Source organism: Thioalkalivibrio sp. ALMg9 (genome assembly GCF_000380625.1).
GTDB lineage: Bacteria > Pseudomonadota > Gammaproteobacteria > Ectothiorhodospirales > Ectothiorhodospiraceae > Thioalkalivibrio > Thioalkalivibrio versutus.
Genome location: NZ_AQYC01000007.1, coordinates 209,960 through 234,965, shown reverse-complemented (window position 1 = coordinate 234,965; position 25,006 = coordinate 209,960). Strand labels below are relative to the sequence as shown.

Annotated in this window: 24 protein-coding genes; 14 read left to right on the top strand and 10 right to left on the bottom strand. The window is 67.7% G+C overall.

From position 1 onward, the window contains the following. Window positions 1-46 precede the first annotated feature (46 nt). The 5 genes from F792_RS0104665 (at window position 47) to rlmKL (ending at window position 5,374) form a co-directional block, all read left to right on the top strand. Entirely contained in the window at window positions 47-493 is a 447-nt protein-coding gene (locus F792_RS0104665) for a DsrE family protein (protein ID WP_018168571.1), read from the top strand. Between the two features lie 298 nt (window positions 494-791). Next, on the top strand, window positions 792-1,238 hold the full coding sequence (locus F792_RS0104660; RefSeq protein ID WP_018168570.1) for a DsrE family protein: 447 nt from the start codon (window positions 792-794) through the stop codon (window positions 1,236-1,238). 135 nt (window positions 1,239-1,373) lie between these two features. Further along, entirely contained in the window at window positions 1,374-2,279 is a 906-nt protein-coding gene (locus tag F792_RS0104655; protein WP_018168569.1) for an ABC transporter ATP-binding protein, read from the top strand. 4 nt (window positions 2,280-2,283) lie between these two features. After that, a complete protein-coding gene (locus F792_RS0104650; RefSeq protein ID WP_018168568.1) occupies window positions 2,284-3,069 on the top strand; it encodes an ABC transporter permease in 786 nt (261 codons plus the stop codon). A gap of 82 nt (window positions 3,070-3,151) precedes the next feature. Then, on the top strand, window positions 3,152-5,374 hold the full coding sequence (gene rlmKL, locus F792_RS0104645) for a bifunctional 23S rRNA (guanine(2069)-N(7))-methyltransferase RlmK/23S rRNA (guanine(2445)-N(2))-methyltransferase RlmL (RefSeq protein ID WP_018168567.1): 2,223 nt from the start codon (window positions 3,152-3,154) through the stop codon (window positions 5,372-5,374). 102 nt (window positions 5,375-5,476) lie between these two features. Here the strand turns inward: rlmKL and F792_RS0104640 are convergent, their stop codons facing one another. Both F792_RS0104640 and F792_RS0104635 read right to left on the bottom strand, forming a co-directional pair. Then, on the bottom strand, window positions 5,477-5,803 hold the full coding sequence (locus tag F792_RS0104640) for a hypothetical protein (protein WP_018168566.1): 327 nt from the start codon (window positions 5,801-5,803) through the stop codon (window positions 5,477-5,479). Between the two features lie 9 nt (window positions 5,804-5,812). Further along, on the bottom strand, window positions 5,813-7,144 hold the full coding sequence (locus F792_RS0104635; protein ID WP_018168565.1) for a sulfite oxidase: 1,332 nt from the start codon (window positions 7,142-7,144) through the stop codon (window positions 5,813-5,815). 257 nt (window positions 7,145-7,401) lie between these two features. Here F792_RS0104635 and F792_RS0104630 point away from each other — a divergent pair, with 257 nt between their 5' ends. Further along, the gene (locus tag F792_RS0104630; protein ID WP_018168564.1) at window positions 7,402-8,211 is read left to right on the top strand and encodes an FKBP-type peptidyl-prolyl cis-trans isomerase; all 810 of its coding nucleotides are present in this window, start codon (window positions 7,402-7,404) and stop codon (window positions 8,209-8,211) included. Window positions 8,212-8,213: 2 nt separating this feature from the next. Here F792_RS0104630 and scpB read toward each other — a convergent pair whose 3' ends face one another. Genes scpB through F792_RS0104605 form a run of 5 tightly spaced genes read right to left on the bottom strand, consistent with a single transcriptional unit; the run spans window position 8,214 to window position 13,131 of the window. After that, complete coding sequence (scpB, locus tag F792_RS0104625; protein WP_018168563.1) at window positions 8,214-8,939, bottom strand: SMC-Scp complex subunit ScpB; 726 nt, start codon at window positions 8,937-8,939, stop codon at window positions 8,214-8,216. Further along, entirely contained in the window at window positions 8,936-9,805 is an 870-nt protein-coding gene (locus F792_RS0104620; protein WP_018168562.1) for a ScpA family protein, read from the bottom strand. The genes scpB and F792_RS0104620 overlap by 4 nt, the downstream gene beginning before the upstream one ends. A 15-nt stretch (window positions 9,806-9,820) precedes the next feature. Further along, window positions 9,821-11,041 carry a tryptophan--tRNA ligase gene (locus F792_RS0104615; RefSeq protein ID WP_018144387.1) on the bottom strand — a complete coding sequence of 407 codons (1,221 nt, stop codon included), beginning with the start codon at window positions 11,039-11,041 and terminating at the stop codon, window positions 9,821-9,823. A 57-nt stretch (window positions 11,042-11,098) separates the two neighbouring features. After that, complete coding sequence (locus tag F792_RS0104610) at window positions 11,099-12,466, bottom strand: DUF945 family protein (RefSeq protein ID WP_018168561.1); 1,368 nt, start codon at window positions 12,464-12,466, stop codon at window positions 11,099-11,101. Between the two features lie 50 nt (window positions 12,467-12,516). Beyond that, window positions 12,517-13,131, bottom strand: coding sequence for an L-threonylcarbamoyladenylate synthase (locus F792_RS0104605; protein WP_018168560.1), 615 nt, complete (start codon window positions 13,129-13,131; stop codon window positions 12,517-12,519). Window positions 13,132-13,259: 128 nt separating this feature from the next. Here F792_RS0104605 and F792_RS0104600 point away from each other — a divergent pair, with 128 nt between their 5' ends. Then, window positions 13,260-13,556 carry a YciI family protein gene (locus F792_RS0104600; protein ID WP_018144390.1) on the top strand — a complete coding sequence of 99 codons (297 nt, stop codon included), beginning with the start codon at window positions 13,260-13,262 and terminating at the stop codon, window positions 13,554-13,556. Next, window positions 13,556-14,413: a peptidylprolyl isomerase gene (locus F792_RS0104595; RefSeq protein WP_018168559.1), complete on the top strand. Its 858-nt coding sequence runs from the start codon at window positions 13,556-13,558 to the stop codon at window positions 14,411-14,413. The genes F792_RS0104600 and F792_RS0104595 overlap by 1 nt, the downstream gene beginning before the upstream one ends. A 41-nt stretch (window positions 14,414-14,454) precedes the next feature. Here F792_RS0104595 and F792_RS0104590 read toward each other — a convergent pair whose 3' ends face one another. Continuing rightward, the gene (locus F792_RS0104590; RefSeq protein ID WP_018168558.1) at window positions 14,455-15,012 is read right to left on the bottom strand and encodes a copper chaperone PCu(A)C; all 558 of its coding nucleotides are present in this window, start codon (window positions 15,010-15,012) and stop codon (window positions 14,455-14,457) included. A gap of 184 nt (window positions 15,013-15,196) precedes the next feature. Here F792_RS0104590 and F792_RS0104585 point away from each other — a divergent pair, with 184 nt between their 5' ends. The 4 genes from F792_RS0104585 (at window position 15,197) to F792_RS0104570 (ending at window position 20,557) form a co-directional block, all read left to right on the top strand. Beyond that, entirely contained in the window at window positions 15,197-16,453 is a 1,257-nt protein-coding gene (locus F792_RS0104585; protein ID WP_018168557.1) for an efflux RND transporter periplasmic adaptor subunit, read from the top strand. Beyond that, window positions 16,450-19,638 carry an efflux RND transporter permease subunit gene (locus F792_RS0104580; RefSeq protein ID WP_018168556.1) on the top strand — a complete coding sequence of 1,063 codons (3,189 nt, stop codon included), beginning with the start codon at window positions 16,450-16,452 and terminating at the stop codon, window positions 19,636-19,638. Before F792_RS0104585 ends, F792_RS0104580 begins: the two co-directional genes overlap by 4 nt. 418 nt (window positions 19,639-20,056) lie before the next feature. Continuing rightward, window positions 20,057-20,242 (top strand): addiction module protein, encoded by a 186-nt coding sequence (locus tag F792_RS0104575; protein WP_018168555.1) that lies wholly within the window; start codon window positions 20,057-20,059, stop codon window positions 20,240-20,242. 9 nt (window positions 20,243-20,251) lie between these two features. Beyond that, entirely contained in the window at window positions 20,252-20,557 is a 306-nt protein-coding gene (locus tag F792_RS0104570; RefSeq protein WP_018168554.1) for a type II toxin-antitoxin system RelE/ParE family toxin, read from the top strand. A 64-nt stretch (window positions 20,558-20,621) separates the two neighbouring features. On the opposite strand, the gene F792_RS0104565 is transcribed toward F792_RS0104570, so the two are convergent. Together F792_RS0104565 and F792_RS0104560 are read right to left on the bottom strand one after the other, a co-directional pair. Continuing rightward, complete coding sequence (locus tag F792_RS0104565) at window positions 20,622-21,953, bottom strand: MFS transporter (RefSeq protein ID WP_018168553.1); 1,332 nt, start codon at window positions 21,951-21,953, stop codon at window positions 20,622-20,624. 46 nt (window positions 21,954-21,999) lie between these two features. Beyond that, a complete protein-coding gene (locus F792_RS0104560) occupies window positions 22,000-22,614 on the bottom strand; it encodes a TIGR02281 family clan AA aspartic protease (protein ID WP_018168552.1) in 615 nt (204 codons plus the stop codon). Window positions 22,615-22,776: 162 nt separating this feature from the next. Between F792_RS0104560 and F792_RS0104555 the strand changes: the two genes are divergently transcribed. Both F792_RS0104555 and F792_RS0104550 read left to right on the top strand, forming a co-directional pair. Further along, window positions 22,777-23,631: a hypothetical protein gene (locus F792_RS0104555; RefSeq protein ID WP_018168551.1), complete on the top strand. Its 855-nt coding sequence runs from the start codon at window positions 22,777-22,779 to the stop codon at window positions 23,629-23,631. 54 nt (window positions 23,632-23,685) lie between these two features. Then, window positions 23,686-24,774: a hypothetical protein gene (locus F792_RS0104550; protein WP_018168550.1), complete on the top strand. Its 1,089-nt coding sequence runs from the start codon at window positions 23,686-23,688 to the stop codon at window positions 24,772-24,774. The last annotated feature ends 232 nt before the right edge of the window (window positions 24,775-25,006 follow it).

Genomic DNA, 25,006 nt, shown 5'->3' with positions numbered 1-25,006 from the left:
GGGCGTATCGAAAACAAAACACGGGAACAAACGCAGGAGCCCGATCATGAACAAACGCTTCATCCTTCCGCTGGCCATGGCCGCCGCCGTATTCGCCCTGCCGGGTACCGCCCTCGCGGATAGCTACTATTCCGAGCAGAAAGTCGTCTATCACGTGAACCACGACAACGAACAGCGGCAGATCGGCGCGATGCGCAACATCCAGAACCACATCAACGCCGTGGGCGCCGACCGCATGAGCATCAAGGTCGTGATGCACGGCAACGGGCTCAGCCTGCTGCAGCACGCCAAGTCGAACGAGGACCTGAAGGCCTTCGTCGATCAGCTGAAGATGCAGGACGTGGACTTCCAGGTGTGCAACAACACCGTCGTTGGCCGGAACATCGATGTCGCCAACGATCTCTACGACGCGTCCGAGGACGACATCATCCCGAGCGGTGTGGCCCACCTGTCGCACCTGCAGCAGCAGGGCTACACCTACGTGCGTCCGTAATACCCCTGCAGCAAGGACCCGGCGACCGCCATCTCCCGGTCGTCGCTTCGGGCCCGGGTCTCCCGGGCCCTTTTCTTTGTGCAACTAGACTCCTCTCGTAAACCCGCCCTACACGGCACATGACCCTTTTTGTGGCGCTGCAGACGGGAATAGGCGCATGGCTGATGCGTCTTACTCATACCTGTCGATCGCCTTCACCGCGAAGTCCCCGATCGCAGCGCGCCAACCCCGGCGCAAGGCCCCGTGGCGCACCTCAAACCCGCCCGGGTTCGTTGTTGTTTCAGGAGGAACCTGTGCAATGAACGCAATGAAACTGCTCCTTCCCGCCCTGCTCGCCATGGTGCTCGGCATCCCCGGCCTGGCGGCCGCGAGCGACTTCGACTATGGCACGCACAAAGTGATCTACCACGTGAACTACGACGACGAGCGGCGCTACATGGCCGCGATGGGCAACATCCAGAACCATATCAACGCCGTGGGCGCCGACAACATGGAGATCAAGGTGGTGATGCACGGGGACGGCCTCGGGCTGCTGCAAACTGCCAACACCAACGAGAACCTGCGCGGCCGCATCGAGAACCTAAAGATGCAGAACGTGGAGTTCCAGGTCTGTGCGAACACCCTGCGCGGACGCAATATCGCCCTCGAAGAACTCTTCGACGCCTCCGAAGACGACGTAATCCCGAGCGGCGTGGCGCACATCTCCTGGCTGCAACACCAGGGCTATACCTACAGCCGGCCCTAACAGATTCCGAAAACGTGCCGAAAGATCGGCCCGGATCGCGAGATCCGGGCCTTTTTCATGGCATCACAGGGGGACATTGGGGGTGCCGCCGCGAATCGGTATGGTATGCACTCTCCATCCGCCACGAGTCCCGCCGTGTCCGCCATCCGCATTCAGCAGCTGTACAAGGCGTACGACGGCGTTGCGGTCGTGGACGGCGTGGATCTGGAGATTGCCCCCGGCGAGTTCTTCGGCCTGCTGGGTCCCAACGGTGCTGGCAAGACCACCACCCTGCGCATGCTGCTGGGCATGACGCCGATCGACGGCGGGCAGGTCGAGGTCCTGGGCCTGCCCATGCCGGAAGGCGAACGCGCCGTGCGCGAACGCCTCGGCATCGTGCCCCAGTTCGACACCCTCGATCCCGACTTCACGGTGATCGAGAACATGCGCACCTACGCCGCCTATTTCGGAATGGCCGGGCCGGAGGTGGATTCGCGCATCGACCGGCTACTGGCGCAGGTCAACCTGAACGACAAGCGCGGCGCGCGCATCAATGCCCTGTCCGGCGGCATGAAGCGGCGCCTGACCCTGGCCCGTGCGCTGATCAACGAACCCGAGGTGGTGGTGCTGGACGAGCCCACCACCGGTCTCGACCCGCAGGCCCGGCATCATCTGTGGCGCCAGCTTCGGGCGCTGCGTGCCTCGGGCGTCACCCTCGTGCTGACCACCCACTACATGGAAGAGGCCGAGGAACTGTGCGACCGCATCGCGATCATCGACCACGGCCGCATCATCGCCTGTGATGCCCCGAGCCGGCTGATCGCGGAACACATCGAGCCCTGGGTCCTGACCGTTGGCGGCACGGACGCCGGCGAGGTCCTGCAGCGCGAGCTGGGCCCGAAGGACCGGGCCCACCAGGTCGCCGACACCTGGCTGGTCTACACCGCCGAGCCGGACCGGCTGCGCGAGCGCCTGCGCGCGCTCGGCCACGAGCCCACCCTGCGCGAGGCGGATCTGGAAGACGTCTTCCTGAAACTCACCGGCCACGAGCTGAGGGACTGAGCCCATGTCCGGCGACCACCCCATCCTGCCCCGCCCCAGCCTGCGCTTCGTCGCCGTCTGGCGGCGCAACCTTCTGGTCTGGCGCAAGCTGATCGTGCCCTCAATGCTGGGCAATTTCGGCGAACCGATCCTGTATCTGCTGGCCTTCGGCTACGGCTTCGGCAGCCTGGTGGGCGATCTCGACGGCATGCGCTACATGGTGTTCATCGCCTCGGGCATCATCTGCTCCTCCGCGATGTTCACCGCCAGCTTCGAGGGCATGTATTCCGCCTACACCCGCATGGCGGAACAGAACACCTGGCTGGGCATGCTGGCCACCCCGCTCACGCTGGACGACATCGTCTTCGCCGAGGCCGTCTGGGCCGCGACCAAGGGCCTGATCAGCGCCATTACCATCCTGATCGTCGCCAGCGTGCTGGGGCTGGTGGCCGATGCCCGCGCCCTGCTCGCGCTGCCGGTGATCTTCCTCGCCGCGTTCACCTTCGGCGCGCTGGCCCTGGTCATCACCGCCCTGGCGCGCAGCTACGACTTCTTCCTCTACTACTTCACCCTGGCCGTCACGCCGATGTTGCTGCTGTCCGGGGTGTTCTTTCCGCTGACCGAACTGCCCGGCTGGGTGCAGGGCCTGGCCCTGGCCCTGCCACTGGCGCATGTACTGGAGATCGTGCGTCCGCTGATGACCGGCACCTGGCCCGCGGCCTGGCTGCCGCACCTGGCCGTGATTACCGCCTACGGCGGGAGCGCCATCATCCTGGCCACCTACCTGATCCGCCGGCGCCTGCTGCGCTGAACGCCGCGAGTCTCCAGTCCCGCTCCGGCACGGCACCCGGTTGTGCCAGAATGTCGGGCTTCCCAGCCAGCCCGAGCCCACGATGACCGAGTCTCCCTCCGGCGAACCGATTGCCCCCTTCGACCCGACGGCCGACCACCGCGAGTATCTGGCCACGGCCGCCGGCGGGCTCGCCCCGCTGGTCGCTCGCGAGCTGGAGGGATTCGGTGCCCTGGACCTGCGCGAAGACCGCGCCGGCATCCACTTTCACGCGGATCTCGCCACGCTGTACCGCTGCCTGCTCGGCAGCCGCGTGGCCAGCCGCATCCTGCTGCCGCTGGTACGCTTCGACGAACCCGACGGCGATGCCTGCTACGTCGCCAGCCGGGCCCTGGACTGGCCCGCCCTGTTCGGGCTCGACGCCACCTTTGCGGTGGATGTGACCGGCAAGAGTTCGCACATCGGGCATACCCATTTCGCCGGGGTGCGCGTGAAGGATGGCATCGCCGACGCCTTCCGCGACGCCACCGGCGAACGCCCCGACGTGGACGCCGCCGATCCGGACGTGCGCGTGCTGCTGCAACTGCAGGGCCGACAGGCCCAGATCAGCCTGGACCTCGGCAACGGTGGCCTGCACCGTCGCGGCTATCGCGGCAGCGGCGGCGAGGCCCCGCTACGCGAGAACCTCGCCGCCGCGCTGCTGATGCGTGCCGGCTGGCCGGAACACCTGGAGACCCATCCCGACGCGCAGTTCCTCGACCCCTTCTGCGGCAGCGGCACCCTGGTGATCGAAGCCGCCCTGATGGCCACCCGTACCGCCCCCGGCCTGCTGCGCGAGGGTTTCCGCCCCCACGGCTGGTCCGGCCACGATGCCGGGCTCTGGGACCGCTGCGTGGCCGAGGCGCGGGACGCGGTGCGCCCCTGGCAGGGCCCGCCGCTGCGGGGCAGCGACCGCGACCGGGGGGCGGTGGCCGCCGCCCGCAAGGCGGCCCAGACCGCCGGCGTGCGCGACTGCACGCGCTTCGAGCAGGCCGAGGCCCTGACCCTGGAGCCCCCGGCCGACCACGGCATGCTGGTCAGCAACCCGCCCTACGGCGAGCGCATCGGCAACACCCCGGAACTGATCAAGCTCTACAGCCTGCTGGGCGAGCGCCTGCGCAGCGCCTTCGGCGGCTGGCATGTCGCCCTGCTGGTGGCGGACACCACCGACTCGCAACGCCTGGGCCTGCGCGCCAGCCACAAGCACCGCTTCTACAACGGCACCCTTGCCTGCCACCTGCTGCAGTTCGAGATCCATCGGCGCGACGAGCCGGCCGCGGCCCCGGCGCCGGATTTCGCCAACCGCCTGCAGAAGAACCTGCGTCACCTGGCTCGCTGGGCGCGGCGCCAGGAGATCACCTGCTATCGCATCTACGACACGGATCTGGCCGAATACCCCCTGCAGATCGACCGCTACGAGGCCGAGGACGGCACGGTTCACCTGCATGTGCAGGAGTTTGCCGCGCCCGCCAGCGTCGATCCCGCACGCGCCGAGGCGCGTCTGCGCGGCGCACTGGCCGCGATGCTGGAGGTTACCGGCGTCGAGCCCGCCCACCTGCATTACAAGCAGCGCCGGGCACAGAAGGGACGCTCGCAGTACCAGCGCGCGGAGACCGCCCAGCCCGCTCCGTTTCCGGTGCACGAGCACGGCTGCCGCCTGTGGGTCGACCTGGATGCCTACCTCGACAGCGGGCTGTTCCTGGACCACCGGCCGATGCGACTGCGCCTGCAACAGGAATGCCGTGGCCTGCGCCTGCTGAATCTGTTCTGCTACACCGCCGCGGTCAGCGTGCATGCCGCGGTGGGCGGCGCACGCCAGACCGTATCAGTCGATCTGTCCAACACCTACCTGGAGTGGGCCGAGGACAACTTCCGCGCCAACGGTCTGGAGGCCGAGATCCGCGATGGCCGCAGCCGGCGCCAGCCCGGCACCCACGCCCTGCTGCGCGAGGACGTGATCCACTGGCTGGAAGGGGCCACGGACACCCCCGGCATGGTGTTCGAGCGGATCTTCCTGGACCCGCCCACCTTCTCCAACTCCAAGCGCACCGAGGACGACTTCGAGGTGCAGCGCGACCATGCCCACCTGATCCTCCTGGCCGCGCGCCTGCTCACCCCGGATGGCGTGCTCTACTTCTCCACCAACCGCCGCCGCTTCGAGCTGGACCACGAGGCCCTGACCGGACTCGAGGCCCGCGACATCACGCGCGAGACGCTGGACGAGGACTACCGACGCCCGCCCCCGCCCCATCGTTGCTGGGCCATCACGCACGCAGGCCGCGGCTAGAGGGGCTGGCCGCCGAGGGCAACGGCGCCCAGCCCTGCACAGGGCACACACACAAAAACGCCCCGGGAAACCCCGGGGCGTTTTGTCTTCACCGTGTCACGATCAACGCGGTGGGTAGAAGGTTTCCAGGTAATCCAGGATCTCCTCCTCCACTTCGGGGGAGAACTCCCAGAGCCCCTGGGTGTCCTGCATCCAGCGGATCTGTTCCAGCCAGATCTTGCGCGTGTACCCACGGCTGGTGAACAACCGGGCCGAGTGACATACCGTGCAATTGTTCTTGACCGTATCGAATCCCGGGGCCTTGATCAGCCCGGTTTCCGAGTCGGTCTTGTACTCCTCGGCAGCCTCGACGTGGTCGCCCGACAATGCAGGCGCCCCCCAGAGGAGGCCGAGGATGGCCGGCAACAACAGGACCATCTTCGGCTTCATTGGTGCTCCTTACGCTTTGACGCGGACATCGATGTGGTGGGCCTTGTTGTTGCCGTAGCCCCGCGGGTTCCAGCCCGGCAGCACCATCGGCTGACGATCGCCCTTGCTGTTGGTGGCCACGGCCCACACCTGATGGAAACCGGGTTCGGAGAACTCGATATCCGCTTCCCAGGTCTGCCAGGCGAACTTGTTCACCGGACGCTTCAGGTCGGCCTTCTGCCAGGTCACCCCGAAGTCGGTCGAGACATGAAGCTCCTCGACATCGCCGTGACCATCCCAGGCCTTGCCCGCAACCTTCAGCGTACTGCCAACGGAGGTCTCGGCACCGGTCTGCGGATAGGTGATCAGGGACTTCACCGGCATTTCCTCGAGGACGACCATGTCCTCGTTCGGGACGTCGGCACCCGGCTCCACCGGATGACGCGGTACGCGATAGCTGTGGCCGGTCATGCCCTGACCGTCATGCTCGCGATCACGGACGAGGATCTCGGTCAGCCACTTGCCGCTGGCGGAACCCGGGAAGCCCGGAGTGATCAGGCGCAGCGGATAGCCGTGCTGTTCCGGGATGTCTTCACCATTCATCGCCCAGACAATGAGGGTCTCGTCTTCCACGGCCTTGCGCATGGGGCAGCCACGCGACAGCGCATCCAGATCATCACGGCCGCTCAGGTGCGCGTCACCCGCCTTGAAGCCAATGTACTCGGCCTTGTCGGCGTCGTAACCGACGTCTTCCAGCACGTCGCGCAGACGCACACCCGTCCAGGTCGGGCAGCCGACCGCACCGAGATCCCACTGGTTACCGCGCGGGGACGGCTCGAACGCGGCACGCCCGTTGCCACCACACTCGATCCAGATCTGCAGGGTGTGGTGCTCGAACTTCTCCTTGAGGTCCGCGATGGTGTAGGACTTCTCCTCGTTCGCCGCTTCGCCGTGGACCGTCAGGGTCCATGCAGATGCGTCGATCCCGGCCTTCTCCGGAGGAACGCCGTTGTTGCGGATGAACATATTGGGGAACGGGGTCACTTCGTCGTGCAGCAGGTGCGGCGGCAGTTCACCGTTGATCGGGCGGTCATTCAGCCAGATGAAGCCGTCCACCTTGCCATCCACGTGGAAGCCCTCGATGCCGGCGGCCACGGCACTGGACAGGGTGCTGCGCTGGAACATGGTCTGCATGGCGGTTTCCGCGCCCAGACCCATCACGGCCAGGGCGGCACCGCCCTTGCCCAGGCGACCCAGGAAACCGCGACGGGCGGCGCCCGTCTCGGTCAGCTGTTCGGTCTCCCGGGTTTCTTCTTCGGACTTGCGGTCCATCTCGGAACCATCGTTCTTGTGGTCAGTCATTTGCCTGCCTCCGGCTTGTTCTCGGAACAAAATCTCATGTACTGCCCCTCTCTCCCTGGGACAGCCACTTGGAGTTGTAGCAAACGCCTTCAAAGCCTGCAATAAAAAATGGGGATTTTTTACAAGATCCAGAAACTTCTACATAACGCCTGTATTCGATCATCGATATGCGGTGTAGAATAGTGCCCCATTGGATCTCGCAACTTGCTGATCACAGGCTTTTATTAACCCTTTTTAATATAAACGGAAGCTACACAATGAAGATCACTTTTTGTCATTCCGCATATTCCGGTTTTATTATATTTACAGTGGCGCTGATCGGCTCGTTGCTCGCAGGCGGCATTGCCAGCGCGGAGCCCGCAGCATCCATCGAGATCCACGAAATCGAAGCCGGCGAAGGGCCCGGGATCGTGCGGCATGACACGGCCATCCTGCATTACACCGGGTCGCTGGAAGAGGACGGGAGCGTGTTCGATTCCAGCCGCGAGTCCGGCGCGCCATTTGCGCTCACGCTGGGCGCGGGCCAGGTGATCCCGGGCTTCGAACAGGGCGTGATGGGCATGCGCGAAGGCGGCAAGCGCGAGATCGTCATCCCGCCGGAACTCGGCTATGGCGAACGCGGGGCCGGCAACATCATCCCGTCCAACGCGACCCTGCGCTTCGAGGTCGAGATCCTCGACGTCGAACGCGCGCCCTTTAGCGGCCTGGACAACGAAGGCCTGGCCGAGAAGATCCGCGAGGGCGCAACCATCGTCGACATCCGCCGTCCGGACGAATGGGCGGAGACCGGCGTGATCGAGGGCAGCTACCGCATTACCGCCTTCGACGAGAATGGCGAGCTCAACCCGACCTTTGGCGAGCAGTTCACCAACCTGGTCAAGCCGGACGAGGAAGTCGTGCTGATCTGCCGCGTAGGCAACCGCACCGGCGCCCTCGCCCGCGCTTTGGCCGACGGCCTTGGCTACGAGAACGTCTACAACGTGACCGACGGCATCATGGAATGGCTGGACGACGACCGCCTGGTGCAGCAGGACTGCCCGGAAACCACCGAAACGGCCCAGTGCTGATCTCAGAGTGAGTGCGTCGGGGGTGCCGGCTCCGGATCCGGATCGGCATCCCCGTCATCGAAATCGAGATGCGGGCTCGTGCCCGGACCGGCGTCTTCTTTCGCGTCCGGTGGCGACAGGCTAAGGCCCGCGTCGGAGGCCACATCCGCGAGGTCGCGGATCTGATCCAGCGGCGGCAGTTCCTCCAGGCGCTGCAGGCCCAGGTCGTCGAGGAAGCTGCGGGTGGTCGCGTACAGCGCGGGGCGGCCCGGCACCTCCTTGTGCCCCACCACCCGTACCCACTCGCGTTCCTGCAGCGTGCGCATGATCCCGGTACTGACTGCCACCCCGCGCACGGCCTCGATCTCGGCGCGGGTGACCGGCTGGCGATAGGCGATGATCGCCAGCGTCTCCAGCAGGGCCCGTGACAGCCGCGCCGGGCGCTCGGGCTGAGCCGCCCGAACGGCCGCGGAGAAGCGCGAACGCACGCGGAAGCGATACCCGCCAGCGGAGCGCACCAGCTCGATCGCACGATCGTTATAGCGTTCCTGCAGACGACCAAGCGCCCGTTCCAGCAAGGCCTGATCGATCTCGCCAAGGTCCTCGCAGGCAGCCTTCAGGTCGCGCGGCCCCACCGGTTCCGCGGCCGCAAACAGCACGGCCTCCACCGCAAGCTCGACGGCCCGCAACTGCGCGTCATCAACGGCCGCGGCAGACACCTGCACATCCGATACAGTGGTTACGCTCACGCCGATTCTCCCCCTTCGTCTCCCACGGGCGCCCCACGCCGGCGCAACCGGATAGGGCTGTAGGGTTCGCTCTGGCCCCACTCGATCAGGCCGGCCTTGGTCAGCTCCAGCACCGCCAGGAACGACACCACGACTCCCTGGCGCCCCTCGGTAGCCAGAAGCAGGGTCACGAAATCGGTGAAGCGTTCGGGATGCAGGCTGTCGAGGATGTTCGACATGCGTTCGCGCACCGACAGCTGCTCGGTGGAGACATGATGGTGCGCCATCAGACTCGCACGGTGCATCACCGCCGCCAGTGCCTCCATGAGCTCGTCCAGCGTCGGCCCGGGCGGCGGTGGGCCCTCGAGCGCCTCGACGCTGGCGCCGGCGGCGAACACATCGCGATCCATGCGCGGGAGGGCATCCACTCGTTCGGCGGCGATCTTGAACTGTTCGTATTCCTGCAGCTGCCGGATCAGCGCCATGCGCGGGTCGGCATCCTCGTCTGCCTCGGCCTCCTTCGGCCGCGGCAGGAGCATGCGCGACTTGATCTCGGCCAGCAGGGCGGCCATCACCAGATACTCCCCCGCCAGCTCCAGGCGCAGGGCCTGCATTACCTCGATATAGCCCATGTACTGCCGAGTGATCTCGGCGATGGGGATCGACAGGATGTCGAGGTTCTGGCGACGGATCAGGTACAGCAACAGATCCAGCGGCCCCTCGAAGGAGTCGAGAAAGACCTCCAGGGCGTCGGGCGGGATATAGAGATCGGCCGGCAGCTCCGCCACCGGCTCGCCATGCACACGATAAAGCACCTCCCCGTGCGCGCCGGTCTCGACGGTCGCGGGGCGCTCGAGGTCGTCGCTCGAGTCAGCGTACGGGTCCATGCCTCAGACTCTGGCTCATCGCAGGTAGTCCAGGCCCATGGCCCGGCGCACCTCTTCCAGGGTCTCGCGGGCCTCTTCGCGGGCGGCCTCGGAGCCCTCGACGATGATGGAGCGCACCAGCGCCGGATCCTCGGCGTATTCCTTCGCGCGTTGCTGGATGGGTTCCAGCTCGGCCTGCACCGCCTCGATCAGCGGGCGCTTGCAGTCGAGGCAGCCGATGCCCGCCGTGGTGCAGCCGGCGTGCAGCTCCTCGCGCTGGCTCGCGTCGGTGTAGACCTTGTGCAGATCCCATACCGGACACTTTTCCGGATCCCCCGGATCGGTGCGCCGCACCCGCGCGGGGTCCGTCGGCATGGTACGGATCAGGCTCTCCACCTCGGCCGGCTCGGTGCGCAGGCTGATGGTGTTGCCGTAGCTCTTGGACATCTTGCGCCCGTCCAGGCCCGGCATCTTCGAGGCCGGGGTCAGGCGCGGCTGCGGCTCCGGCAGGATGATCTTGCCGCCACCCTCGAGGTAGCCGAACAGGCGCTCGCGATCCCCCAGCGAGATGTTCTGCTGCGAATCGAGCATGGCCCGGGCAACCTCCAGCGACTCTTCCTCGCCCTGCTCCTGAAACCGCTTGCGCAGGTCGCGGTAGCGCTTGGCGGCCTTCTTGCCCATCTTGTCGGCGGCCGCCTCGGCCTTCTCGGCAAAGCCGGGCTCGCGGCCGTAGAGGTGATTGAAGCGCCGCGCGATCTCGCGCGTGACCTCCAGGTGCGATACCTGGTCCTCACCCACCGGGACCATGCCGGCGCGGTAGGCCAGCACGTCGGCGCTCTGCAGCACCGGATAGCCGAGGAATCCGTAGGTCGCCAGGTCCTTCTCGCGCAGCTGCTCCTGCTGATCCTTGTAGGTCGGTACCCGCTCCAGCCAGCCGAGCGGGGTAATCATCGACAACAGCAGATGCAGCTCGGCGTGCTCCGGCACGCGCGACTGCACGAACAGCGTAGCGGAACCCGGGCTCACTCCGGCCGCCAGCCAGTCGATGACCATCTCGGTCACGTGCTGCTGCAGGTCACCCGGATCCTCGTAATGGGTGGTCAGCGCATGCCAGTCGGCGACGAAGAAGAAGCACTCGTAGTTGTGCTGCAACTCGATCCAGTTCTTCAGCACACCGTGGTAGTGGCCCAGATGCAGGCGCCCGGTGGGGCGCATGCCGGAGATCACGCGCTGGTTGGTACCCTGGTTACTGCTCACGGAATCTATCCCTTCCTCTCAGAATAAAACGGGCGCGTCCACACCCGGTCAGTCGTCTCAGAACATGCCGCCGGAGAAGGCGAACAGCAAGGCCAGAAGCATTGCCGTGCGATCTACGTCGTTGATGCGCACGCGGCCGTCCGCCATCGCCAGCGTGCCGTGCCAGTAGCCGGCCTCGGCATCGCGACGGACCCAGCCATCCGCAGCCAGGGCATGCAACTGCGCGTCCAGGTCGATATCGGGATACGCGGCGTCGAATTCGGCCACCCATTCCAGCCCGAGTCGCAGATCGCTGTCCAGCCGCAGGGTCTCCAGCGGGCGGGTCGTCAGACTTTGCTGCGTGCCATGCAGGCCGAGCTCGGCGTCCAGCGCGACCTGCCGGGGCGGCTCGTCGTTCAGCGACGCCCGCAACTGGATCGCCGGCTGGTGTTCAATCATGCCGCCCAGGGCATCGATCATCGCCGAACCGATCAGGGCATTGCGCTGCTCGCCCTCGATGCCGCGCGCGTCGACCGCTTCCAGCTCGGCCAGAAACTGCAGCATGCTGGGACGGTCCCAGCGCAGGATCGCCGCCTGCAGGTCCAGGGCCGTGAGCGTCAGGGCATCCCCCGCGCCATCATCCACCCGGGCGTGATCGACCTGCAGCCGCAGGCGCGAGTCCATGTGGTCGTTGTTCGTATGCTGGAAGGCGTCGAGGCGGGGGCGCTCCAGGTGAAGGCGGGTCGCCTCGCCCTCACGCAGTTCGATCACGGCCGCCGCCAGGCCGCCTTCGTAGTCCGGCAGCCGCCCGAAGACCCCGTCGGCATCGGCCTCGAAAACCGTGGCATAACGTGCCTCGCGCGCCTCCCACGAGAAGCTGTCATCGGACAATCTCGTTTCCGGCAGGTCCAGGCTCACCAGGATCTGCTCGGACGACCAGGCGAAGCGCCCCTGGCCCGCCGCAAGATCCAGCCACAGCGGACCGCCCACCGTAGCGGCGTGTTCGGCCACCTCGGGCACGCTCATCAGGTCCATGCGCAGATCATCGAACGCAATGCGGGTGGTCACGCCACCGCCGATCCCCGAGCGCGAATGCACCTGCAGATCCAGCGAGCGCAACAGGTGGGCGAGCAGCGAGTCTTCCGGGGCGGCCAGGGTATCCAGATCCACGAAGGAATCACCGCGCGCCCCCAGCAGGCCATGGCGCACAGCGTGTACCAGGGGGATCTCGAAGCGCCCGTCGGCATCCTCCAGGATCAGCCGACTGCGACCGCTGGCGGCCAGGTAGCCGCGCTCGTATTCGAGCATCTCGTGACGCAGATACACCTCGCCAAGCTGAGCCTCGTGTGTCTCGGCGACGGTACCCTCGACCTGTGTGCCGACCACCACCGGCCAGATGGCCGCCACTGCCAGCACCACCACCGCAAGAACCACCCACTTACGCATTGCGCCTCCCTGCGGCCGTGCCGCGCCGTGATCCCCGCCGTCGGCCGGGGCTATTCATCCAGAAATCCCACGTCGCCCAGGCCATGCCGCATCACCTCGGGCGCGTCGCCGGTCAGATCCACCACGCTGGTGGCCTCCAGGGTCCCGGCGCCGCCGTCAATCACCAGATCCACCACCTTGCCCAGGCGCTCCTCGATCTCCCAGGGCTCGCTCAACGGGTGTTCATCCCCGGGGAGTTGCAGGGTCGCGGACATCAGCGGCGACCCCAGCTCTTCCAGCAGCGCCGAGACAATCGGGCTCGCCGGCACGCGCATGCCGATCGTACGGCGCTTCGGGTGCTGCAGCCGCCGCGGGACCTCGCGGGTGGCGGGCAGAATGAACGTGTAGGCCCCCGGGGTCAGGGCCTTCATCAGGCGAAAGGCGGTGTTGTCCACCTTCGCGTACACGCCCAGTTCCGAGAGATCGCGGCACAACAGCGTCAGGTGATGGGTCTCGTCCACCTGACGGATGCGGCGAATGCGATCCGCCCCGGTCTTGTCGCCCGGCAGGCAGGCCAGCGCATAGCAGGCATCCGTCGGCAGGGCGATGACGGCCCCCTCCTGCAGCTGGTCCAGGACCTGCCGTATCAGCCGGGGCTGGGGATTATCGGGGTGGATCGAGATCATGGGACAAGTCGGTGCGGTGATCGGCCGCGCAGTGTAGCGCATCCATCGGCGCGCCCATAAGAACGAGCCCTTCACGGCATCCGGCCGCCGACATCGTTAGACTGGTGCCCTTACCGAGGAGAATGCCGATGCTGTACATGATCCAGGGCGAGGATGCCCCCGATTCGCTGGATGCGCGCCTGGCCGCGCGCCCGGAACACGTCGCCCGGCTGCAGGCCCTGCGCGACGACGGCCGGCTGATCCTGGCCGGCCCCTGCCCCGCCATCGACAGCAACGACCCGGGCCCGGCCGGCTTCACCGGCAGCCTGATCGTCGCGGAGTTCCCCTCGCTGGAGGCCGCACGCGAGTGGGCCGACGCCGACCCCTACGTGGCGGCCGGCGTGTACACCACGGTCGACGTACGCCCGTTCAAGCAGGTGTTTTGATGAAGCGGCGCATCCTGACCACAGCCCTGAGCGCCCTGGCGCTCGCCGGGCTGCTCGCCGCCTGCGACACGCAGGACCAAGCCACGCCGGAGTTCACCGGTGACGACGTCACCACGGATACCGGGGACGCCGATACCGTCGCCATCGTCAACGGTGAAGCGATCACCCGCGCCGACCTGTTGGCCTACGCCGGCATGGACGAGGATCCCGGCCCGGCCGCGAGCGACGGCACGCTGGAGGAAGTCATCAGCCTTGAGCTACTGCGTCAGGAGGCGGTCGCCCGCGGGCTGGATACCGATGCCGAGACCCGGCGCATCCTGCGCATGGTCGAGACCAACCTGCTGGCTTCGCTGCTGATGGAGCACATCACCGCAGAGCTCGACATCACCCAGGCGGACCTCGAGGCGGAGTACAACCGCCAGATCGAGCAAATCCGCGGTACCGAATATCGCGCGCGGCACATCCTGGTGGAAGAGGAGGAACGCGCCCGCGAACTGCTCGAAGAGCTGGAGGCCGACGCGGACTTTGCCGAACTGGCCGAGGCCCATTCCACCGATCCGGGCTCGGCGGCCCGTGGTGGCGAACTTGGCTGGTTCGCCCCGGAACAAATGGTCCCTGCATTCAGCGCGGCGGCCATGGCGCTGGAACCGGGCGAGACCACCGCGGAACCGGTCGAGAGCCGCTTCGGCTGGCACATCATCCGCCTGGAGGAAACCCGCGATACCCCGGTCCCGGAACTGGAAGACGTGCGCGCGGAGCTGATCGAGATCCTCGAAAGCCGTGCCATCCAGGAGTATCTGGAGGCGCTGCGCGAGGATGCCGACGTCGAGATCCCGACCCGGCCCGCCAACCAGTAAGGCCGGAACGCTGTGCACCCAACGGGTACGCAGCGTCCATTTCAGTGCCCGTCGTGCCCGGCCCCGTGGTCCATGGCGCGAGCGTCTCCGTCCATATTGTGCCCGCGGGGGTGATCCTCACCGGCACCCCCCTCGCCCCGCTGCACCCGGGCATGAATCGCCATGGTTTCTCCGTCGGCAAACTCCAGGAGAACCGGGATCCAGTCCCCCGCCGTCAGCGGCTCGTGCAGGCCGATGAACATCAGATGCAGTCCGCCCGGCTCCAGCACCAGGGTCTCGCCAGCCGGGAGTTCCAGGCCGTCGACCTGGCGCATGCGCATCACGCCATCCACATGGGCATGCTCGTGTAGCTCCACCACCTTCGCGATGGGCGCCTCCGCCGCAACGATCCGATAATCCTGATCGCCGCTATTGCGGAGCACGAAGTACCCCCCTGTCATGTCGCCCGGCATCAGACGAATCCACGGCGTCCCCTCCATCTCCAGGCCATCGCGGCACTCGCAGATCTGCGGCGCCTCGGCCAGGACCGGAGCCGCAACGCCGCCCGCCAGCAAACCCGCCGCCAAAAGCCCGCCAAGAAACCGCTTGGATCCCTTCATCGCCTTTATCCTCATTTAAGCAAAACGTAATATTGGCACAACAGGGACTGACCGCAACCGCGGGGGTTCCCCCACAAACCGCGATGGTATGATGTGGCCCGCTGCGGGAACCTCCGGCCCGCGCGCGTCTCCAAGCGACGAGCCATACCCGGCTTGCCAGTACCGCGAACAAATCGAGATACCCATGCCGCGCGCCCTCCGCCGAGCCATCCTCCCTGTCCTGATCCTCGCCGTCGCGGTGGTGGGATTCATGATTCTGCGCGCGACCGGGCCCTCGGCCCCGCCGCCGGAGGCCAGCGAACGCACCTGGCCGGTGCAGGGTCTGACCGCCGAGCCCGGCACCCACCGCCCGGGCATCATGCTGAACGGACGCAGCCAGTCCGCCCGCGATGCGCTGCTGCGTGCCGCGGTCGAGGGCGAGATCGAAGACGTACCGGCGCGCGCAGGGCAGCGGGTGGCGTCGGGCGATGCCCTCGTCCGCATCGACCCGCGCGAGGCCCAGCTCCTGCTGGACCAGCGCGAGGCCGAACGCCAGGAACTGGAAGGCGCGGTCGAGAGCGAGGAACTGCGCGCCCGCTTCGACCGCGAGGCCCTGCGCCGCGAACGCGAGCTGCTGGCAATCGCCGAGCGCGGCCTGGAACGGGCCCGCGACCTGCGCGGACGCAATCTCGGTTCCGAATCCGACGTCGATGCCGCGCGCGAACGCCTGCAACAGGCCAGCATCACCGTGGACAGCCGCGAGCAGGCCGTGGCCGATGCCCCGATGCGCCGGGCCCAGGCCGAGGCCCGCCTGGCGCGCGCCCGCGCCGCCGAGGCGCAGGCCGCGATCGACCTGGAACGCACCACCATCCGCGCCCCCTTCGACGCCCGCGTCGTCGAGGTCGAGGTCGCCACTGGCGAACGCGCCCGGCCGGGGGACCCGCTGTTGCGGCTGTACGCCGTGGATGACCTGGAGATTCGCGCCAGCCTTCCGGAACACCTGGTCGCCCGGGTCGAGGCCCTGCTGCAGGCGGGCACGAGCCTCCCCGCACATGCCATGGTCGGCGGCCACGAAATCGAAACGGAGCTGGCGCGCCTGGAGGGCGAGACCCGCACCGGCGAATCCGGGATGCGCGGGGTCTTCGAAGTCCGCGCAGGGGGCCAGCGGATGCCGCTGAACCGCTTCGTCGAGTTGCGCCTGCAGCTACCCGAAGAGCCCGACAGCCTCGCGGTCCCGTTCGAGTCGCTGTTCGGACGCGATCGCGTGTTCCGCGTGGTTGAAGGGCGCCTGGAGTCCTTGCAAGTAGAGCGCCTGGGCGACTTTATCGACGCGGACGGCAACACCCTCGCCCTGATCCGCAGCGACGCGATCACCGCTGGCGACACCCTGATCGCCACCCGCCTGCCGAATGCCGTGGACGGCCTGCGGGTCGAGGTCGAAGCCCAGGATTCCGCGCAATGAGCGAGTCCGAACCCGGCCCCGAACCGGCATCCGGGCCGCCGATGCCCGGCGGCGGCGCACGGGACAACGACGCGTCCCCGCGCGGCCCGATCCAGCTGTTTCTGGAGCATCGCCTCGCCGCCAATCTGCTGATTGCACTGATGCTGCTGGCCGGGGCCTTTGCCCTGACCAAACTGAATACCCAGTTCTTCCCCAACTTCGAGCTCGACTTCGTCACCGTCGAGGTGCCCTGGACCGGGGCCAGCGCAGAGGATGTCGAGCGCGCCATCGTCGACCCGCTGGAGCAGGACCTGCGCACCGTCGACGGCCTGCGCAACATGACCTCCACCTCGGCACTGGGCATCGGCGTGGTCACCATGGAGTTCGAGGCCGGGACCGACATGACCCTGGCGCTGGAGCAGGTCAACGACCGTGTGAACCAGCAGCGCAACCTGCCAGAGGCCGCCGAGACCCCGGTGGTCACCCGCATCATCCGCTACGAGCCGGTGGCGCGGTTGCTGCTGACCGGCCCCGAGGACCCGCAGCAACTGCGCATCCTCGCGCGCCAGTTCGAGCGCGAGCTGCTGGATGCGGGCATCGCGCGCATCGAGTTCACCGGCCTGACCTCGGACGAGATGGCCATCCAGGTCCCGTCCGCGACCCTCTACCGCCTGGACATGACGCTCGCGGACATCGGCGAGCAGATCCGCGCCATGGCGCAGGACCTGCCGGCCGGCTCGGTGGGGCGCGACGACACCGCGCGCCAGATCCGCAGCCTGGAGCAGGCGCGCGACATCGTCAGCTTCGAGCGCCTGGTACTGCGCGGCGACGGCGAGCTGGGGCGCCTGACCCTGGGCGATATCGCGACCCTGGACCTGCGCCATCGCGATGGTCAGGTGCGCGTCCGCGCCAACGGCCAGCGGGCGATCGAGATGCAGCTGCTGCGCTCGGAGACCGGTGACTCCCTCGCCGCCGCGCAGGTGCTGGAAGACTGGCTGGCCGAGACCCGCCCCGCCCTGCCGCCAGGGGTTGATCTACAGGTCACCGACGCCTTCTGGGAGCTCCTGTCCGAGCGCATCACGCTGCTGCTGAAAAACGGTCTGGGCGGCCTGTTGCTGGTGCTGGCGATCCTGTTCCTGTTCCTCAACCGCCACATCGCCCTGCGCGTGGCACTGGGCATCCCGATCGCGTTCACCGCCGCCTTCGTGGTGCTGTGGGTGGTTGGCGGCTCGATCAACATGATCTCGCTGTTCGGCTTCATCATGTCGCTGGGGATCATCGTCGACAACGCCATCGTGGTCTCGGAGCACGCCTACAGCCTGCACCAGCGCGGGCTCTCGGCCAGCCGCGCCGCGCGCGACGGCGCCCGGCGCATGGTCGGCCCGGTGATCGCCGCCTCGCTGACCACGGTAGCCGCCTTCCTGCCGCTGATGCTGATCGGGGGGATCATCGGCAACATCCTGTTCGACATCCCGCTGGTAGTGATCTGCGTGATCATCGCCACCTTGCTGATCGCCTTCCTGATCCTGCCCGCCCACCTCAAGGGTGTGATGCACCGGCTCAAGCCGCCGCGGCCGGGCAGCCTGCGCGAGCGCTTCGACAACGGCTTCGAGGGCTTCCGCAACGGCGCATTCCGCCGCGCGGTCACGGTCTCGGTCAACCACTCCGGCACCACCCTGGCCCTAGCCGTCGGCGCGCTGATCCTGGCCATCGGCCTGGCCGCCAGCGGGCGCATCGGCTTCACCTTCTTCCCGTCACCCGAGGGCACCATCGTCAATGCCGGCGTCAACTTCGTCGCCGGCACCCCGCCGGAGCGGGTGGAGGCCTTCCTGATCCACGTCGAGCAGGCCCTGGCGGAAACCGAACAGGAGCTCGGCGGCGACTTGGTGCGCGCGTCGGTCACCCGTCTTGGAAGCGGCATCGACCCCGGCGACGGCAACGCCCCGCGCGGCGACCAGTTCGGCAACATCCAGGTCGAACTGGCATCGCCGGAGCAGCGCGAGGTGCGCAACCGCCAATTCATCCAGGCCTGGGAGGAGCGCGTGCGCCAGGCCCCGGGCATCGAGAATTTCAGCATCGATGAGCGCCAGACCGGCCCGCCCGGACGCGATCTGGAAGTGCGCCTGACCGGCGATGATCCGCATGTGCTGAAGAACGCGGCCCTGGAGCTGGCGGACATCTTCAACGACTTCGCCGGCACCTTCGCGACCAACGACGACACCCCGTTCGGCCGCGAACAGCTGGTGTTCCAGGTCAAGCCGGAGGGCCGCGCCCTGGGCCTGACCACCGAATCGGTCGGTGCCCAGCTGCGCGACGCCTTCGACGGCCACCTCGCCCAGCTCTACCAGGACGGACTGGAGGAGGTCGAGGTGCGCGTGCGCCTGCCGGATCACGAGCGCCATTCCAGCGAGAGCCTGGAGCGGCTGAACCTGCGCCTGCCGAGCGGCGAATTCGCCCCGCTGGGCAGCGTGGTCGATCTGCGCTCGCGCCAGGGCTTCGAGACCCTGCGCCATGCCGACACCCGCCTGGCCATCCAGGTCTCCACCGAGGTCGACCGCAGCGTGAACAACGCCGCGCGCATCCGCGCCGCGCTGGAGGACGGCCCGCTGGACGACCTCGCGGCACGCTACGGCATCGAGTATTCCTTCGAGGGGCGTGCAGCCGACCAGGCCGAGACCTTCGCCGACATGCGCACGGGCCTGATCTTGGCGCTGGGGCTGATGTACATCACCCTGGCCTGGGTCTTCGCCTCTTGGGGCTGGCCACTGATCGTGATGGCGATCATCCCATTCGGGATCCTCGGCGCCCTGCTCGGACACTGGATCCTGAATGTGGAGCTGACCATCCTGTCGCTGTTCGGCCTGTTCGGCCTGACCGGGATCGTGGTCAACAACTCGATCATCCTGGTGAGCTTCTACCAGGGCCTGCGCGAGGCCGGGCTGGCCCTGCAGGAGGCGATCGTCGAGGCCGCCTGCCAGCGCCTGCGCGCGGTGATCCTGACCTCGGTCACCACCATCGCCGGCCTCACCCCGCTGCTGTTCGAACGCTCGGTCCAGGCCCAGTTCCTGATCCCGATGGCGATCTCCATCGTCTTCGGCCTGGCCATCGCCACCGTGCTGGTGCTGTTCGTGATCCCCGCCCTGCTGCGCCTCTACGAAGGCCGCTTCGACCGCGGCGCCACCACCACCCACCACGCCACCGAATAGTCCTCCGGGGCCACCCGTGGCTTTGTAATACCACCACGAAGCGCACTAAGAAGGGCCAGGTCAAGGTCAAGGGCGGGTTGCACCACAGAGGGCACGGAAGGCACGGAGAAATGCGATGGCGGGCCAGGGGGCCGAAAAGCTGGGGCGAGAAGAACGGTGAGTGGTCCAGTCAGACCAGTGGCGGGCATTGATGCGCTTCCTTTGCGCTCCACGGCATCCTGCCCGGTTCGAAACTGTCTTCGATTTTCTCTGTGTACGCCGTGTCCTCTGTGGTGCAATCGCCCTTCGTCGTGCCTTCGTGCGCTTCGTGGTTGATCAAACGAGACCGGCCCGACGGCGTGTACTCAGCCGACGGGCTATACTGGATTCGTATGTTTGAAGGGAGTTACACGTGACTGCATCCCTCGCTCTCGACCAAATGACCACGACCGAAAAGCTCCGCGCCATGGAGGAGCTGTGGGAAGACTTGGCGCGTAATCCGGCGGATGTCCCGGTCCCCAATTGGCATCGCGACGTGCTGGAACAGCGCCAGGCGACCGCTGCCAGCAGTGAGGCCCGATTTCGCCCCTGGGACGACGCCAAGCGACGCCTGCGCAACGGGTAACGGCCTGCCTTGCGCTTGATCGAACTCCTCGACGCGGCGGAAGAGGACCTGGCCCGAGGTGCTGCGTTCTACACCTCCCGGTCACCGGGGCTGGGCGAGTATTTCCTCGATGCCCTCTTTTCCGACATCGACTCCCTGCTCCTGCACGCCGGCGTGCACGAGCAGCATCATGGTTTCCATCGTCTGCTTTCCCGCCGCTTCCCCTTCGCGATCTACTATCGGGTCGATGACGAAATCATCCGCGTCTACGCCATCCTCGATTGCCGCCAGGCCCCGGGTCATCTCGCCACACGCCTGAGCGATCCAGACGAGTAGCTCGAATTTCCACCACGAAGCGCACGAAGATACGAAGAAGGGCCTTCGTGTGCTTCGTGGTGAATCAAACCGCCGCGGCCTGGCGGCGGTCGGCGAGGCGGATGGGAATGGATGCCAGCAGCCCGGCGAGGAACAGGAACAGGCAGAACAGGATGGCGTTCTCGAGGCCCAGCCAGACCTGGAGCAGCCCGATGCCGAGCAGGCCGAAGATCGCCGCGGCCTTGGACGCCAGCCCCCAGAACCCGAACCAGCGCCCGGCCTCGCGCGCCGGGACCATCAGCGCCACCAGGGCACGCCCGGCGGACTGCGCCGAGCCGAGGCAAAGCCCGGCCAGGATGCCGACGCCGAGGAACACCATCTGCGCCTCCACCGGTCGTCCCAGCAGCACGCTCAGCCACTGGGCGATGGTCGGCGTGGCGAAGATCGCCAGCACCGCCAATGCCCAAAGCACCAGCGTGATGCGATAGATGCGCACCGGCCCCGCGCGGTCCTGCAGGAACCCGAAGCCCACGGCACCGATCACCGCGGTGATCTGGGTCACCACGAACATCATCACGCGCGTCGGCTCGTCCCACTGGATCACCTGCGCGCCGTAGATGAAGGTGAAGGCGATGATGATGTAGATCCCGGCCATCACGAAAAAGATGGACACGAACAGCGCGCGCAGGTCGCGGCGCTCGCCCAGCGTGACCAGCGAGGCCTTCACCCGCTTCCAGCCGAGCCCCAGCTGGACGTTGCGGGCCATGCGCCGACGGGTACCGCGCTCCTTCAGGAACAGGAAGGTCGGCAGCGCCGAGACCAGGAAGAACGCGGCCGCGAACGGCCCGACCCAGCGAATGCGCTCGAAGTTCTCCGCGCTCACCTCGCCCAGAAGCCCCAGGGCAAAAGCGGTCGCCACCAGCCCGCCGATATACCCGAGACCCCAGCCCAGCCCCGAGATCCAGCCGAGCCTCTCCGGTGGCCCCAGGTCGGGCAGGAAGCTGGCGATGAAGGACTCGCCGATGGCATAGCCGAAATTCGAGGCAATGATCAGCGCCATGCCGAAGAACACCAGCCCCGGTTCGACGAAGTACAACAACGCGGTGGTGATGATCGTCAGCACCCACGAGGCGGCGAGGAAACGCTTGCGCGAGGCGGTGGCATCCATGATCGCCCCGGCAAACGGGGCGGCCACGATCACCATCGCGTAGCTAACCGCCAGGGCCACGCTCCACAACAGGTTACCGAGGCGATAGTCCGGGGCGTCGCCGACGATCACGCGCGTAAACAGGTCGCCGAAGATCACCGTGATGATCAACAAGGTGTAGGCCTGATTGGCGAAGTCGAACATCGCCCAGCCGAAAATCTCGCGCCGGGGGGCGGGCGCGTTCTCGGGATGGCGCCGAATCAGCGGCATGCAGGAATCTCGGGGGTCATGACGGGCCACATGCTAACCCACCTCCTCAGCGCTCGCGGATCACGACGGCATCGCCGTCCGTTTCGACCGCGAAGTGCTCGAGGAAACTGCGGCCCAGACGCGAGCGCGGCAGTGCATCGTCGGGCAACACGATCGCACTGACCCCCGAACGGCGTAGCGCGCCCACCTGCAACTGCTCGATCCGGACGCGCTGCCCATGCTGCGTGCCCCGGACGTCGCGGATGCGCACCGAGCGCCCCTGATCGGCGTCAACCCCGGCCTGCTCGGCATCGGTCTCACGCAGCAACACCGAGTCAGCCTGCGCATCGACGACGACGGTAACGGCCGTGCCGTTCACCCCGGCGGTCAGCGCATGCTCGCCGCGCGAATCCCGATGCACCCGCACCTCGCCACCTCCCTCCGCCGGCCCAATCGGCCGCGCCGGGGCCGCCCGTTGCTGCACCCGCAGCTCATGTTGTCGGCCGCCGTACTCCACCAGGGCCGCGCCCGGGCGCGTGCGCAGGACCCGCACCCCGCCCGGGCCGGACTCGCCGGTGGAGACCACGGCGCGCTCGTCCCCCACGGACAGCACCGCGCGATCCCCGAACACCGCATGCAGACGCAGTTCCTCCGCGGCCACAGAGGCCGGCCACCACAGCATTAGCCACACCGCCAGACCGAACACGGCCGGCGAACAGTATCGAGCGAGACGAGTCCAAGTCATGCCGCAGTTATAGCGCCTCCGGCTGAACGAAACCGGAACACCAGGCGACAACCCCGGCGCCTGCTACCATCAGGGCGTGCATATCCTCCTGGAGCCCCCGTGTCCCGTTCATCCTCGTCCACCGCGTCCAGCCCACTCCCGACCCGGCATATCGCCCTGCGCCATGCCTTTACCGTGACATTGCTGGTAATCGGGCTGTGGCTGATGCACATGAACCTGCGGGTCCTGCCCGAGGCCGGGGTGATGGCGCTGTGGATCGGTGTCACCCTGCTGATCGCCCATGGCGGCTTCCGGCGCCACCGGGTACGGCGCGCGGCCTTCCTGCGCGGCTACCTGGAGCCGACCAGCCAATGGCCTCGCCGCCTGCGGGGCGGGCCGCTGATGGCCCTGCGTCACCTGATCATCGGCGCGCTGCTGGGCGGACTGCTGCTGATCACCCTCGCGCGCATCCCGACCCAGGAGGTCTGGGCCGCCCTGCTGGTCGCCGGCTTCGTGCTGGTGATCAGCGAGGCCCTGTTCGCCCGCCTGCTGCGCGGCCATGCCCATCCGCAGTTCGCACCGGAACTGGTCCGCCGCGGGGCCCTGCGGCTCACGGGCATGCTGCTGATCGTCGCCCTGCTGGCGCTGGCCCTGCTGGCCCGGTACCCCGACCTGACCGGCGCCTCGCTGGAACAGGCGGTCTGGTTCCTGGTCCACCAGGAGGCCGCACGCAGCCATCTGCTGGAGGCCGGATTGCAACTCGCCGCCGCCCAGGACGCCCTGCGCCTGTGGCTGGGCCAGCAGTGGTTCCCGCAGGGTGTGGAATCCCTGCCGGCCCTGCTCGGCTGGCTGCTGGTACTCGCGGAACAGGCCTTCCTGGCCCTCGGCTTCCTGCTGCTGGCCAACGGCCTGCTGCCGCTGCGCCCGACGAACGACACCCTGGGCGACCCGCGCAACGCCCCCGTCATCGAGTAGCCCGGACCCCGCCATGCCGTCGTGCATACCGCAAGCCCCAACCGGCACCCGGCCATGGCGATGACGGCGGGGTGGCATACGGCCTGGACCTGGCTGGTCCTGACCCTGCTGGCCAGCACCAGCCTTTTATGGCTGGCCAGCCAGCACGAACCCCGTAGCTGGGAAGAGGCCGCTCCGCTGACCCTGCAACTCGGCGAGCAGCGCTACCAGGTCGAGCAAGAACGCCTCACCCGCCTCGAACGCTTCACGCTCGAATGGCTGGAGGCGGGGGACGCCGAGGCCCGGGACCACTGGCAAGGCCGCGTGGATGCCGAACTCGATGCCCGCTTCGCGGAACTGCACGACCGCGTCCCCGAGGTCGCGGACTGGTACTACTCGCTGGGCGCCGAATACATGCGCCTGTGGCTGCGCGGGACCCAGTGGCTGGGCGACACCGAACCGGATGCCCCCGCGCGGATGCTGCGCGAGCGCCTGCTGCCCGAGGCGCTGTGGGATCACGCCCTGCGGGACCTGGCGACCCGCGTCGAATGGGGCGTGGACGAGCAACAACGCCAGGTTCGCGACGCCTGGCGTCTGGAGCTGGCCGAGCGCCTCGCGGACGCGCGCATCCCGGACCCACCGCCGCGCGCCGGAGGGGCCTCAGCGGCCGAGATCGAACGCGGCCACGCCCTGCACGCGGCGCTGGATATCGACCTGGAGCGCTTCGATCAGCGTACCGGCCTGGCGGCCACGGCCGCCGCCGGCACCGGGCTCGCGACCCCGTTGATCGCGCGTGCCGTGCAGGCCCGGCTAGCCACCCGCGCCACGCAGGCGGGGCTGGCGCGCAGCCTCGGTCGCGCCGGGCGCGTGGGCGCCCTTGGTGCCGGGGTCTGCGCCTGGAGCGGTCCGTTCTCGCTGGGCTGTGGCATCACGGCCGCCGGGGCCACGATCGTCGGCGTGGACTGGCTGCTTCTGCGGCTCGACGAGACCCGCCACCGCGAAGACCTGGAGCAGGCCCTGCACGAGGCCCTGGACGCCCTGCACGCCGAGACCCGCCTGGCCTGGCAGCAGGCCATCGCCGAGCGCGTCGAGGCCCGGCACGCGGCCAGTCGCGCCGCGGTCGAGAACACCTTCCAGCCCTGGAGGGCCGGCCTGGAACGCTGACCACCCCCTGCGGGTGGCCAGACCGCCCCGTCATCCCGACCGGAGCCAAGCGCAGAGCCGGGATCTCCAGCGCCGGGCCAACCGCCTGACCGTGGAGATCCCGGATCGCCGCTCGCGGCGTCCGAGATGACCCACACGCGGATGACGCGGGCTGCCCGATGCCGTCCAACCCCGGCAGGGCCGCGGCGTCTCGGCAGCAACGCGGCGCTGCGTTACACTCCGCACACCGTTA

Coding starts and splice junctions, on each gene's coding strand:
- F792_RS0104665 (WP_018168571.1), top strand. CDS start 47: ATGAACAAACGCTTCATCCTTCCGCTGGCCATGGCCGCCGCCGTATTC.
- F792_RS0104660 (WP_018168570.1), top strand. CDS start 792: ATGAACGCAATGAAACTGCTCCTTCCCGCCCTGCTCGCCATGGTGCTC.
- F792_RS0104650 (WP_018168568.1), top strand. CDS start 2,284: ATGTCCGGCGACCACCCCATCCTGCCCCGCCCCAGCCTGCGCTTCGTC.
- rlmKL (WP_018168567.1), top strand. CDS start 3,152: ATGACCGAGTCTCCCTCCGGCGAACCGATTGCCCCCTTCGACCCGACG.
- F792_RS0104640 (WP_018168566.1), bottom strand. CDS start 5,803: ATGAAGCCGAAGATGGTCCTGTTGTTGCCGGCCATCCTCGGCCTCCTC.
- F792_RS0104635 (WP_018168565.1), bottom strand. CDS start 7,144: ATGACTGACCACAAGAACGATGGTTCCGAGATGGACCGCAAGTCCGAA.
- F792_RS0104630 (WP_018168564.1), top strand. CDS start 7,402: ATGAAGATCACTTTTTGTCATTCCGCATATTCCGGTTTTATTATATTT.
- F792_RS0104620 (WP_018168562.1), bottom strand. CDS start 9,805: ATGGACCCGTACGCTGACTCGAGCGACGACCTCGAGCGCCCCGCGACC.
- F792_RS0104610 (WP_018168561.1), bottom strand. CDS start 12,466: ATGCGTAAGTGGGTGGTTCTTGCGGTGGTGGTGCTGGCAGTGGCGGCC.
- F792_RS0104605 (WP_018168560.1), bottom strand. CDS start 13,131: ATGATCTCGATCCACCCCGATAATCCCCAGCCCCGGCTGATACGGCAG.
- F792_RS0104600 (WP_018144390.1), top strand. CDS start 13,260: ATGCTGTACATGATCCAGGGCGAGGATGCCCCCGATTCGCTGGATGCG.
- F792_RS0104595 (WP_018168559.1), top strand. CDS start 13,556: ATGAAGCGGCGCATCCTGACCACAGCCCTGAGCGCCCTGGCGCTCGCC.
- F792_RS0104590 (WP_018168558.1), bottom strand. CDS start 15,012: ATGAAGGGATCCAAGCGGTTTCTTGGCGGGCTTTTGGCGGCGGGTTTG.
- F792_RS0104585 (WP_018168557.1), top strand. CDS start 15,197: ATGCCGCGCGCCCTCCGCCGAGCCATCCTCCCTGTCCTGATCCTCGCC.
- F792_RS0104580 (WP_018168556.1), top strand. CDS start 16,450: ATGAGCGAGTCCGAACCCGGCCCCGAACCGGCATCCGGGCCGCCGATG.
- F792_RS0104575 (WP_018168555.1), top strand. CDS start 20,057: ATGACCACGACCGAAAAGCTCCGCGCCATGGAGGAGCTGTGGGAAGAC.
- F792_RS0104565 (WP_018168553.1), bottom strand. CDS start 21,953: ATGCCGCTGATTCGGCGCCATCCCGAGAACGCGCCCGCCCCCCGGCGC.
- F792_RS0104560 (WP_018168552.1), bottom strand. CDS start 22,614: ATGCTGTGGTGGCCGGCCTCTGTGGCCGCGGAGGAACTGCGTCTGCAT.
- F792_RS0104550 (WP_018168550.1), top strand. CDS start 23,686: ATGGCGATGACGGCGGGGTGGCATACGGCCTGGACCTGGCTGGTCCTG.